Here is an 11304-nt window from a genome sequence, read left to right on the forward strand (position 1 = left end):
CCGTGTCATCCGAGTCCCTCTCGCAGAACGAGATCGACGCGCTCCTCGGGAGCGCCAGCAGCGGCGCGGCACCAGCGGGTGAGCCCGACGTCGCAACCACGCGTGGCGGCACGGCTGGCGGCGAGTCGCAGGTCTACGACTTCCGCCGCCCGCACCGGATCTCCAAGGAAAAACTGCGCTCGCTCGAAGCCGTCTACGAGCGATTCGCCAAGTCGGTCGAGGGCTGGTTGCTCGGCCGAGTACGCGGCGGCGTTCAGCTGCAACTGCAGAGCGTCGAACACTTCAGCTTTGGCGAGTTCACGCTCTCGCTGCCCACGCCGTGTGCCTCGTACACCTTCGAGATCGGCGAGACGGGCCAGCACGGCGTCATCGACTTTGGCCACGAGTTCGCCTACTTCCTGGTCGATCGACTGTTTGGGGGCAGCGGTACACCGGCGGTCCCGGGCCGCAGCCTCACGCCGATCGAACGCATGGCGGTGCGCGTCGTGGCCGAGCGCATGTTGGGCGTGCTGAGCGAAGTCTGGTCCGACTGGCTCAAGCTCGATCTCGAACTCGTGGGCTTCGAGTCGATTCCCGAGATTCTGCGCGTAGCGAACCGCGAAGATCCGATGCTCGTGGCCAGTGTCGAGGTCACAGCCGCCGAGACGAGCAGCCTGGTGCTGGTGTGCCTGCCGTTCGCGGTGCTGGAGGACTTCTTTGCCCACGGCAACGAATCGCGCGTGGCCACGCAGGGATCGCCCGTCGAGCGCGACGCGAACCGTCAGCTGGCCGAGCATTCGCTGCGCGGCGCACGCACCTGGGTCTCGGCGCGCCTGCCGACCTTCCAGCTCTCGATGCGCGACCTGCTCGGGCTCTCGGTGGGCGGCGTGCTACAGACGGGCATTCAACGCACCGCCGAACTCGACGTGTTCGTCGGCTCGCAGCGCCGCTTTCGCGCGTCGCCGGGCCGCATGGGTCCGTCGCTCGCCGTTCGCCTTACCGACGGCCTCCAGTCCGCCCCGGAGGCCGATGCCATTCCGCTCACCCGACTCAAGCCATGACTTCAGGCGCTGCGCAGGAACCCATGGACGCCTCCTTCGAGGAGTTGCAGGCAGCCCTCGCCGGTGGCGGTGAAGTGCCGTTAGGCCTGCTCCTCGATCTCACGCTGCCGGTCTCGATCGAACTGGGCCGCACGTCGATGACGGTGCAGGACGTGCTGCGCCTGGGGCGTGGCTCGGTCATCCAGCTCGAACGCCTCGCGGGCGAACCGATCGACATCTTCGTTGGCGACCGTCGCTTCGCCGAGGGCGAGGTGGTGGTGCTCGGCGAACACTTCGGTGTGCGGCTCACGCGCATCCTCTCCAGGAAGGGCCCGGCGGAGGCCGCGGCGTGACCTTCAGCGCGTTCGTCGGCGTCTGCCTGACGCTTGCGTTCGTTCTCGGGCTGGTCGCGATCACCATGCGACTGCTGCGCCGCGTGTCGATGAGCACTCCGGCGGGTCGCCGGTCGTCGCGCATCACGCTCGACGTCGTCCAGCGTATCCCGCTCGGCCCGCGTCAGGGCATTGCCGTCGTGAAGATCGGCGAACAGCTGGTGGCGGTGAGTGTGGGCGAAGGGGGCGTCAGGCCGATCCTCGAGATCGAGACCACGGCCGACGAAGCGGCCACCGAGGCCGTTGTTCCAACCGTCGTCGACGCACAGGGGTTCGCGCCCGCGCTGCTCTCGCGCTTGCGCCAGGCGGGCCTCCCGCTCCTGCTCGCCGCCGCGGTGCTCGGCGCGCTCCCGCATCCTTCGTTCGCGCAGCAGACGACGGCGGCGACGCAGTCGACTGGGGCGACGCAAACGTCGGCCGCGCGCGCAGGCGCGGGCCAGCAGTCATCGCCGCCCGCGCGCGCATCGACACGGCCGACCGTCGCACAGCCGGCCACCGTGCCGCTCCCCCAGGCGCCGGGCACCACCTCGCTCGATCGCGCGCTCGGCCAGGCCCTGCCGTCGCTCGACCTCAACCTCGCGAAGGACGGCGACGGCAACGGACTCCGCATGAGCGGGTCGGTCGGCATCGTCATCATGCTCGGGCTGCTCACGCTGCTGCCCTCGCTGATCCTGATGATGACGAGCTTCACGCGCATCCTGATCGTGCTGAACTTCGTCAAGCAGGCCCTTGGCACGCAGAACTCGCCGCCCGGACAGCTGGTGGCCGCGCTCGCGCTCATTCTCACCGGCTTCGTGATGGCGCCCACCGTCGACGAGGTCAACACGAAGGCCATCACCCCATGGTTGGACGGGCGCATCGAGCAGGGGGCCATGATGAAGGAAGCGATCGGGCCGATGCGCGAGTTCATGCTGCGTCAGGTGCGCGAACGCGACCTCGCGACGTTCGTCGAGCTCTCCAACTCACGACCGACCGGGCCGGAAGACGTTTCCACGGTGGTCCTGATGTCGGCGTTCGTCACCAGCGAACTGCGCACGGCGTTTCAGCTGGGCTTCGTGCTGTTCCTCCCCTTCATCGTCATCGACGTCGTCGTGTCGAGCGTGCTGATGAGCATGGGCATGTTCATGCTCCCGCCGGCGATGATCTCGCTGCCATTCAAGCTGCTGCTCTTCGTGCTGGTCGACGGATGGTCGCTGCTGATCCAGAGCCTCGTGCAGGGGTTCCGATGACCCACACCCTCGTCACGGACCTCGCGCGCAACGCGATGATGGTCACTGCGCTCGTGGCAGCGCCGCTGCTCGCAGTCGCGCTGCTGATCGGACTCCTCGTGAGCGTCTTCCAGACCGTCACGCAGATCCAGGAGCAGACGCTCTCCTTCGTCCCCAAGTTGATCGGCGTCGGGCTGACGCTGGTGGTGGCGCTGCCATGGATGCTGCAGCTGCTCGTGGAGTACACCACGCAGCTCCTTCGCTCGCTCCCGGCCCTGGTGCAATGAACACGGCTCCGGCCTTCGACGTGTTTGCGCCCGGAGCGCTTCCGATGCTCGTGCTCTTTGGCTCGCGCGTGTCCGGCCTCATGCTCGTCGCCCCGGTGTTCGCGGCGCGCACCATTCCGCCAAAGACCCGTGCGGGCATCCTGATCGTGCTGGTGGTCCTGATGATGCCGGTGGTGGCGGCCACGTCGGCACCGGTCCAGGCCACGCCCGCGTCGGTGTTGAGTGAGGCGCTCGTTGGCTTCACCATCGGACTCGGCGCCGCGCTCCTCGTTGGCGCGGCCGAACTGGCCGGAGAACTGCTCGCGATCCAGATCGGCCTCCAGGGCAGTGCCATCGTCGACCCGCTGTCGCTGCAGCAGAGCACGGCCCTCGGCCAGTTCATGCAGCTCTTTGCCATTGCCCTGCTGCTCTCGCTCAATGCGCACGTCGTGATGCTCGATGCGCTGCGGGCGAGCGTCGACCTCATCCCGGTCGGTGGTGCGCACCGGCTGCAGGACGGCCTTGGCGCCATGCTGCAGATGGCCGGCGCGCTCTTCGTCATCGGGCTCCGCTTCGCCGCGCCGGTGATCGCGGTCGTGCTGATGGTGAACGTCGCGCTCGCAGTGCTGAGCCGCGCCGCGCCGCAGCTCAACATCCTGTCGCTCGCGTTTCCGATCCAGATCCTCGCCGGCCTCGCCGCGCTGATCGCCCTCATCCCGATCCTTGGTTCGTGGTTCCTCGGATGGGAAACCACCTACGCCGACCTCATCGGGCGGGCGCTGACGCCGTTCCATGCCGGGGGCCGCTAGATGGCGCTGAGCGACCAGGAGAAGACCGAGGCACCAACCCAGCGACGGCGGGATGAGGCAAAGAAGGAAGGCCGCATCCCGCGCAGTCCCGAGCTAACGACATCGTTCGTGCTGCTCGGCAGTGCGTTGCTGCTCAACCTCGCGGCGCCGATGGGGCACGCGATGGTGGGCATCTTTGGCGACGGGCTGCGTGCCATGGCCGCGCTCCCCAACGGGACCGACTCGGCAATCAACCTGCTGCGCGCCACGGGCGTGCGTACACTGCTAGTCGTCGGTGGCTGGGGCGCGGCCCTGATGGCCATGGGACTTGCGATCGCCGCTCCGCAGGCACGCGGCGTGTTCTCGCTCAAGCCCCTCACGCCCGACTTCGCGCGGCTCGACCCGTCAAAGAACGTGAGTCGCGTGGTGGGCACCCAGTCGCTGGCAAACCTCGTGACCTCGCTGGCCAAGCTCGGACTCGTGTCTCTGGTGGTGTACAAAGCGCTGGGCGCCTCGTGGCACGACATGATGGCGCTTTCGCAGCAGTCGAGCTTTGGCTTCGTGATGGTGACGAAGACCTACGTCGTGAAGCTGCTGATGACGGCTGGGCTGGCCTATCTCGTGCTCGCCGCCGCCGACTACGCGTGGCAGCTCTGGCGCCACGAGCAGCAGCTCAAGATGAGCCGCGACGAGATCCGCGAGGAGATGAAGCAGTCCGAGGGCGATCCCCTCGTGAAGCAGCGCATGCGGTCGTTCGCCCGGGCGATCGCGCGCCGGCAGATGATGCGCAACGTGCCGAAAGCGGACGTGGTAGTCACGAACCCGACGCACATCGCCGTGGCCCTGCAGTACGACCCCGACAAGGCGCCGGCCCCGATCGTCCTGGCGATGGGCCAGCGGAAGGTGGCGGAGAAGATCAAGAAGATCGCGCGTGAGTCCGGCGTCCCCTGCATCGAGAACAAGCCGATCGCCCGTGCGCTGCTGGCCGGCGCGCGCGTCGGCCAGCTCATCCCGGCCGACCTCTACATCGCGGTTGCTGAGATCCTCGCCTTCGTGATCCGCCGTCGCCTCGTGCGCGGCAAGGCGCTCGGGGAGTTGGTCGCATGAGCACCGCTGTCCGCCCGCTGCCCGGCGTCGAAGGCGCCGCGCGCCGCAACGCCGAGGTCGGCCTCGCGATGGCGGTGGTGTTCGTCATCGCGCTGCTCATCGTCCCGCTTCCGGCGTTCCTGCTCGACCTCTTCCTGGCCACGAGCATCGGCCTCTCGCTCGTCGTGCTGCTCACGGCGATGCAGACGCAGGACGCACTGGAGTTCTCGTCGTTCCCCGCCCTGTTGCTCCTGCTCACGCTCTTCCGGCTCGCGCTCAACGTGGCGAGCACGAGACTCATCCTCGGGCAGGGCCACGCCGGCGAAGTGATCCAGGCCTTCGGGCAGTTCGTCATCGGCGGCAACTACGCCGTGGGCCTCGTGCTGTTCCTGATCCTGATCGGCATCAACTTCATCGTGATCACCAAGGGCGCGGGGCGCGTGGCCGAAGTGGCGGCGCGCTTCACGCTCGACGCGATGCCGGGCAAGCAGATGGCGATCGACGCGGACCTGTCGGCCGGCATCATCGACGACGCCGAGGCACGCCGCCGCCGCGAGGAGGTCGCTCGTCAGGCCGACTTCTACGGCGCCATGGACGGCGCGTCCAAGTTCGTGAAGGGCGACGCGATCGCCGCGCTGCTCATTACCGGCATCAACATCGTCGGCGGCATCTTCATCGCCGTCGTCCAGAAGAACCTCGGCCTCGCCGACGCGGCCACGAAGTACACCATCCTCACGGTCGGCGAGGGGCTCGTCGCGCAGATCCCTGCGCTGATCGTCTCGACGGCCGCTGGTATCGTGGTGACGCGCGCGTCGGGCCAGACGCAGATGGGCACGCAGCTCGCCGGTCAGCTCGCGGCCAACCCCCGGGCGCTCTGGATCGCGGCGGCGGTCGTGGGGTCGTTCGGCCTCGTCCCCGGGCTTCCCAAGCTGCCGTTCCTCACGCTGGGCGCGCTCATGGCCTTCGTCGCGCGCGGCGCCTCGGCGGCCGAGGTCCGACGCAACGAGGCCAGGGCGATCGCGCAGCTGCCACCGCCGCCGGAAGCCGCGGCGCCGGATCCCGTGCGTGACCTGCTGCAGCTCGATCCCATTGAACTCGAAGTGGGCTACGCCCTCATCCCGCTCATCGACGAGCGCCAGGGCGGTGACCTGCTCGAACGCATTCAGCTGCTGCGCAAGCAGGCCGCGCTCGAGGTGGGCATCCTCATCCCGCCCATCCGCGTCCGCGACGACATCCGCCTGCCGGCCAACGAATACGTCATCAAGCTGCGCGGCGCCGAGATCGCGCGCGCCGAGGTGATGCCACGCTTTCAGCTCGCCCTCGATACGGGGGGTGTTTCGTATTCCATCGAGGGCATCGAGACGATCGACCCGGCCTTTGGCCTGACGGCTCGCTGGATTGCCGCCGCGCGCCGCGTCGAGGCGGAGTCGTACGGATATGTGGTCGTGGAGCCCACAACCGTGATCGCCACGCACTTGATGGAGTCGCTCAAGGCCAACGCAGCCGAGCTGCTCGGGCGGCAGGACGTGCAGCAAATGGTGGAGACGCTCAAGCAGACCCATCCCGCGCTCGTCGACGACCTCATTCCCGCACGGATCTCGCTCGGCCTGTTACACCGCGTGCTGCAGCGCCTGTTGAGGGAACGGCTCCCGATCCGCGACCTCGTCACCGTGCTCGAAGCCATGGGTGACGGCATCGAACACTCCAAGGACGCCGAAGTGCTCACCGAACACGTGCGCCGCGCGATGGCCAATGCGATCGCCCGCATGTTTGCCGACGAGACCGGCGCGGTGCGCGGCATCTCGCTCGGTCCCCGGATGGAGGGCGCGCTCATGCAGCTCTTCTCGCCACGGACTGCGCAGCCCGGAGCCACACCGCTCACGCCGGACTCGCTGGCCGCCTTGCTGCGCGAACTCAACCTGCTGGCGACCACCTACGCGATGGAGGGTCGCATGCCTCCGCTCATCGTCCCGCCGTCTCTCCGCGTTGGCATCCGCCGCTTGGTGGAGCCCGTGCTGGGCGCCCTGCCCGTGATCTCGCTCGCCGAATTGCCGCCGGCCGTGAAGCTCAACTCCGTAGCCACCTGGGAGCTGCCGTATGCTGCTTGACACCTTCACCGGAAGCGACCTTCGCATCGTCTTCGACGAGGCGCGTCGCGCGCTTGGCGAAGACGTGCTGGTGCTGCGCACCGCGATCAATCGCGAAGGCCGCCGCACGCGCGTCGAACTGGTCGCCGCATCGGCCGCCGCGATCCAGGACCTGCGACAGCGCCTCGACCCTCCCCCGCCGATCTTTCCGCGCGAAAAGGGCGGGCGTGGCACGAGTGGCCCGTTCGTCCTTGCCCTCGTCGGGCCCACCGGCGCCGGTAAGACCACCACGGCGGCCAAGCTCGCGCTGCACCCCCGCGCGTTTGGCGCGCGAAGGGTCGGTCTGCTCACGCTCGACACGTTCCGCGTCGGCGCCATCGAGCAGATCGCCCAGTACGCCGAGGTGACCAGCCTTCCGCTCGAGGTCGTGTACGACGTGCGCGAGATGCCCGGCGCGCTCAAGCGCCTCGATGCGTGCGACGTCGTGATCATCGACACGCCGGGGCGGAGCCCGCGCGCGAAGGACGCCAACGTGCAGTGGCAATCCATGCTGCGCGCGGCCGCGCCCGACGAGGTGCACCTCGTCGTGCCGGCTTCGCTGCGCAGCGACATGATCCCGACGCTCATGACGGCGATGGCCGCGTGCCGGCCAACGCACGCGTGCCTCACCAAGTTCGACGAGCTGTACGACGACAAGGCGATCGCCGACGTGGCGACCCGGCTCGAACTGCCGATCCGCTGGGTGACGAGCGGCCAGACGGTCCCCGACGACCTGCACGCAGCGAAGGGCGCGATCCTGAGCGCGCTCGGTCTGCCCATGACCACCCGCCGAGGTGCCGCGGCATGAGGACGCCCGCCGACGCTCGCCCGCTTCCGTCGCCCGCCGGTCGCCATGCGGCCGCGGGGCCACCGGTCGTGGCGATCGGCGCCGGCAAAGGCGGCGTAGGTACATCGACCGTGGCGGCCCTCTTTGCGGCCACCGTGGCCGCTGATGGCACCCGGGTGCTCCTCATCGATGCGTCGCAGCACTTTGGCGGGCTCGCCGCGATGCTCGGCATCGAACCGCAGGTGACGCTTGCCGACGTGCGCGGAGGCCGTCGCGGTATTCACGAACTCGCGATCGCGGTGTCGCCAATGCTGTCGCTCGTCTGCGCCGGCCAGGTCCCGGAAGGCGTCACCGTCACCGAGCACCAGCTGCTTCTGCGGCGCCTCGTCGATCTCTACCAGTCGTTCGGCCTCGTCGTGATCGACGCCGGAGCCAGCGCGGCATCGCTGCGCAACGCCATCCGCTGCGGGGCCACGCGCGTCCTCGCGGTGACGGCGCACGATCGCATCGCCCTCATCGCCACGTACGCGCTGGTCAAGCTGCTGCACGAACAGGCGCCTGACGTGCGTGTCGACGTCCTGGCCAACCGCGTCGACGCGAACGCGGCCGACCGTCTGCACGAGTACCTCAATGGCGCGTCGGTGCGCTTTCTCTCCCGCACGGTCCCGTTTGCCGGTCTGATCCCCGACGATCCGGGATTCGAGAAGGTGATCGCCGCGGGGCTCGGCACCGATGAAGCGGCGAGCGGATCACCCGCCGCCCTGGCCGTGCGCGACATCGGCGCCCGGCTCCTCGCCGACGCCGCCGCTCCACCGTTCCTCCGCCTCGTGAAAGGATGACACCCATGGCGACCGACCATCTGTGGCGAGCCTTCGCCGACGGCGATGTGCAGGCCAGGGACCTCCTGCTGCAGGAGAACCTGAGCCTCGTGCATCATGTGGCCCGCCAGCTGTCGCGAGCCCTCGCGGCACCGGCGGACTTCGACGAACTCGTCTCGTGCGGCACGATCGGGCTCATGAACGCGCTGCAGGCATTCGATGCGACGCGTGGCCTCGCGTTCAGCACGTTCGCCGTGCCGCGCATTCGCGGCGCGATCCTCGACGAGTTGCGCCGACAGGATCACGTCCCGCGCTCCATCCGCCGCAAGACGCGGGAGATCGCGCAGGCGCGCGAAACGCTCACGCGCATATTCGCTCGCCCCACCACCGACCACGAACTCGCCGAACACCTCGGCGTCGACCTGCCGACCCTCTGGCGATGGCAGGCCGAAACCGAGAGTGCGGTCCACGTGTCGATCGACCACTCGGGCACCGACCAGGAGGCGTCCGGTGGGGTGCCGCCGGACCTCATCGCCGCCGAGCCGGAGTCGACTGTCGAAGACGAGATTTCGCGCGAACAGGAGCGCGAGATCCTCAAGGCCGCACTGCTGAAGCTCAAGGAGCAGGAGCGCATCGTACTCACGCTCTACTACTTCGAGGAGCTCAGGCTCCACGAGATCGCCGAGGTCCTGGACCTCACGGAATCGCGCGTCTCCCAGATCCGCACCAAGGCGCTGGGGAAGCTTCGCACCGAGCTCGCCCACTTTCGCACTCCCGCCTGACGATGCCTACCCTCATCCGAATCTTCGAACTCGTGACAGCCGATGCGCTCAGCATGGCTGCCGCCGGTGCCCTCGCGCTCGGCGTCATTGGCCTGTTGCTGGTGGTGTCGTGGCCATCGAGCGATGCGCCCTCGCGCGCAGGGATCTCCGCGACCCGATCCATGACGGCGCGCTCGCTCGCCGCCGCAGGCACGCCTGCACTCGAGATTGCGCGCCGCACCGGACTGTCGCGGGACGCCCTGGCCCTGGTGCTTGGGGGCAAGGTGGCCCGGCAGAACTCGCCGCAACCGGCACGCTTTTCCCTCTTCAGGCGATTCAAGCGCGCGCCTGGTCACGCGCTCGGAGGTCGTCAAGTCGCTGCCTGACAACGACTTGCCACAGTGAAGCGGGCGCGAGGGCAACCGGCACACCGGTTGCCCTTTGTGTTTGTAGCACGTTCCCGTCGCCAGGAGCCGCCGATGAAAACAGATGGCATTGCCAGCGCTGCTGCAGCGCTCCGCTACTGGGAGCGGCGGCAGGAGATCGCGGCCAACAACCTGGCCAACGTGAACACGACCGGCTTCAAGGCCGAACTTGGCTACGCTCGGCTCACCGGAGACACTCCCGCGATGGCGGCGTCTACCGACTGGCGGGAAGGGCCGCTCACGCCGACCGGCAATCCGCTCGACCTCGCGCTCCGCGGCCATCAGTTCTTCGTGGTCACGACACCGTCAGGCGAGCGGTTCACCCGCGGCGGAGCGTCGACGATCGACCCGCAGGGCTACCTCGCCGATGCCGACGGCAGCCGCCTGGCCGGAGAAAAGGGCCCGATCCGCGTTGGCGGGAGCGACGTCTCGATCGACCGCACGGGCCGCGTGGCCGTCGATGGCGTGTGGATCGACCGTTTGCGCATCGAGACCGTCGCCCCAAACACGACGCTGCAGCACGAGGCAGGCACGCGCTGGATCCCCGACGCCACACGCACCGCGGTCGCCCTCGACGCACGTGACGTGCGTCAGGGACACCTCGAAGGCAGCAACGTGAACTCCATCGACTCCATGGTCGACATGATCACCATCCAGCGGAACTTTGCGTTCGCGCAGAAGGCCCTGTCGACCCTCGATGACATCCGCGCCACCATCTCCAACCAGCTTGGCAAGCCGACGGGATGAATGACCAGCGCGGCTGACCGCGTGCGCGCGTGAAACGCGCCCGCTGCACCCGCTGACTCGCTCGTCCCTCCTCACACCCGCTCCGTATGAACCCCGCGCTCCGTACCGCCGCCACCGGCATGATGGCCCAGCAGCTCCGCACCGAGGTGATCTCCAACAACCTCGCCAACGTCAACACGACGGGGTTCAAGCGGAGCCGCGCGCACTTCGAGGACCTGCTGTATCAGACGGTGCAGAATCCGTCGGTCATCGGCACGCCGGACAGCAACACCAACCCGGCCATCCAGGTCGGCCGAGGCACACACCTCTCCTCGGTGCAGCGATTGCACGCGCAGGGTGCCGTGGAGCAGACGAGTTCTCCGCTCGACATCGCGATCGACGGCGACGGATTCTTCCAGGTGCAGATGGCCAATGGCCAGGTGGGCTACACGCGCGACGGCAGCTTCAGCATCTCCGACACCGGCACGCTGGTGACCTCGGGAGGGCTGGTCGTGGTACCGGGCATCAAGTTCCCCACCGACGGCTCGAACATTTCGATCTCCCCCACCGGCGTGGTCTCGGTGCAGGTCGGCAACGATACGAGCAAGGTGCAGGAACTCGGCCGGATCGAGATCGCACGTTTCATGAATCCGGCCGGCCTCTCATCCGCCGGGCAGAACCTCTACACCGAGACCCCGGCGTCAGGGGCCGCGATCAGCGGCTTTCCGCAGGACGAGGGGATGGGTCGGCTCCTCCAGGGCCATCTCGAGAGCAGCAACGTGGAGATCGTGCAGGAGATGGTCGACATGATCACGTCCATGCGCGCCTACGAGATCAACTCCAAGGCGATCAAGAACGCCGAGGAGATGATGCAGGTCGCCAACAACATGGTGCGTTAGGCA

General features: G+C 68.2%; 13 protein-coding genes. All 13 read left to right on the forward strand.

Going from position 1 to position 11304, the window contains the following annotated elements:
* Positions 1-2 precede the first annotated feature (2 nt).
* Positions 3-1040: a FliM/FliN family flagellar motor switch protein gene (locus IT361_00225; protein MCC6316082.1), complete on the forward strand. Its 1038-nt coding sequence runs from the start codon at positions 3-5 to the stop codon at positions 1038-1040.
* Complete coding sequence (gene fliN / locus IT361_00230) at positions 1037-1372, forward strand: flagellar motor switch protein FliN (GenBank protein MCC6316083.1); 336 nt, start codon at positions 1037-1039, stop codon at positions 1370-1372. The genes IT361_00225 and fliN overlap by 4 nt, the downstream gene beginning before the upstream one ends.
* Complete coding sequence (gene fliP, locus IT361_00235; protein ID MCC6316084.1) at positions 1369-2640, forward strand: flagellar type III secretion system pore protein FliP; 1272 nt, start codon at positions 1369-1371, stop codon at positions 2638-2640. Before fliN ends, fliP begins: the two co-directional genes overlap by 4 nt.
* Complete coding sequence (gene fliQ, locus IT361_00240; GenBank protein MCC6316085.1) at positions 2637-2906, forward strand: flagellar biosynthesis protein FliQ; 270 nt, start codon at positions 2637-2639, stop codon at positions 2904-2906. Before fliP ends, fliQ begins: the two co-directional genes overlap by 4 nt.
* Positions 2903-3694, forward strand: coding sequence for a flagellar biosynthetic protein FliR (locus IT361_00245; protein MCC6316086.1), 792 nt, complete (start codon positions 2903-2905; stop codon positions 3692-3694). The genes fliQ and IT361_00245 overlap by 4 nt, the downstream gene beginning before the upstream one ends.
* Positions 3695-4780, forward strand: a complete 1086-nt coding sequence (locus IT361_00250; GenBank protein ID MCC6316087.1) for an EscU/YscU/HrcU family type III secretion system export apparatus switch protein — start codon at positions 3695-3697, stop codon at positions 4778-4780.
* A complete protein-coding gene (gene flhA / locus IT361_00255) occupies positions 4777-6867 on the forward strand; it encodes a flagellar biosynthesis protein FlhA (GenBank protein ID MCC6316088.1) in 2091 nt (696 codons plus the stop codon). The genes IT361_00250 and flhA overlap by 4 nt, the downstream gene beginning before the upstream one ends.
* The gene (locus IT361_00260) at positions 6857-7693 is read left to right on the forward strand and encodes a hypothetical protein (protein MCC6316089.1); all 837 of its coding nucleotides are present in this window, start codon (positions 6857-6859) and stop codon (positions 7691-7693) included. The genes flhA and IT361_00260 overlap by 11 nt, the downstream gene beginning before the upstream one ends.
* Entirely contained in the window at positions 7690-8511 is an 822-nt protein-coding gene (locus IT361_00265) for a P-loop NTPase (protein MCC6316090.1), read from the forward strand. The genes IT361_00260 and IT361_00265 overlap by 4 nt, the downstream gene beginning before the upstream one ends.
* A 5-nt stretch (positions 8512-8516) precedes the next feature.
* Positions 8517-9272, forward strand: coding sequence for a FliA/WhiG family RNA polymerase sigma factor (locus tag IT361_00270; protein MCC6316091.1), 756 nt, complete (start codon positions 8517-8519; stop codon positions 9270-9272).
* Positions 9273-9274: 2 nt separating this feature from the next.
* Positions 9275-9637, forward strand: coding sequence for a hypothetical protein (locus IT361_00275; GenBank protein MCC6316092.1), 363 nt, complete (start codon positions 9275-9277; stop codon positions 9635-9637).
* A 93-nt stretch (positions 9638-9730) separates the two neighbouring features.
* Positions 9731-10423, forward strand: coding sequence for a flagellar hook basal-body protein (locus tag IT361_00280; protein ID MCC6316093.1), 693 nt, complete (start codon positions 9731-9733; stop codon positions 10421-10423).
* An 86-nt stretch (positions 10424-10509) separates the two neighbouring features.
* Positions 10510-11301, forward strand: coding sequence for a flagellar basal-body rod protein FlgG (gene flgG, locus IT361_00285; protein MCC6316094.1), 792 nt, complete (start codon positions 10510-10512; stop codon positions 11299-11301).
* Positions 11302-11304 lie beyond the last annotated feature (3 nt).

The organism is Gemmatimonadaceae bacterium (genome assembly GCA_020846935.1).
GTDB lineage: Bacteria > Gemmatimonadota > Gemmatimonadetes > Gemmatimonadales > Gemmatimonadaceae > RBC101.

Bases quoted from the DNA above. Each gene is read 5' to 3' on its own strand.
- IT361_00250 (MCC6316087.1), top strand. From the start codon at position 3,695: ATGGCGCTGAGCGACCAGGAGAAGACCGAGGCACCAACCCAGCGACGG.
- IT361_00280 (MCC6316093.1), top strand. From the start codon at position 9,731: ATGAAAACAGATGGCATTGCCAGCGCTGCTGCAGCGCTCCGCTACTGG.
- fliN (MCC6316083.1), top strand. From the start codon at position 1,037: ATGACTTCAGGCGCTGCGCAGGAACCCATGGACGCCTCCTTCGAGGAG.
- IT361_00245 (MCC6316086.1), top strand. From the start codon at position 2,903: ATGAACACGGCTCCGGCCTTCGACGTGTTTGCGCCCGGAGCGCTTCCG.
- IT361_00275 (MCC6316092.1), top strand. From the start codon at position 9,275: ATGCCTACCCTCATCCGAATCTTCGAACTCGTGACAGCCGATGCGCTC.
- flgG (MCC6316094.1), top strand. From the start codon at position 10,510: ATGAACCCCGCGCTCCGTACCGCCGCCACCGGCATGATGGCCCAGCAG.
- IT361_00260 (MCC6316089.1), top strand. From the start codon at position 6,857: ATGCTGCTTGACACCTTCACCGGAAGCGACCTTCGCATCGTCTTCGAC.
- fliQ (MCC6316085.1), top strand. From the start codon at position 2,637: ATGACCCACACCCTCGTCACGGACCTCGCGCGCAACGCGATGATGGTC.
- IT361_00270 (MCC6316091.1), top strand. From the start codon at position 8,517: ATGGCGACCGACCATCTGTGGCGAGCCTTCGCCGACGGCGATGTGCAG.
- IT361_00265 (MCC6316090.1), top strand. From the start codon at position 7,690: ATGAGGACGCCCGCCGACGCTCGCCCGCTTCCGTCGCCCGCCGGTCGC.
- flhA (MCC6316088.1), top strand. From the start codon at position 4,777: ATGAGCACCGCTGTCCGCCCGCTGCCCGGCGTCGAAGGCGCCGCGCGC.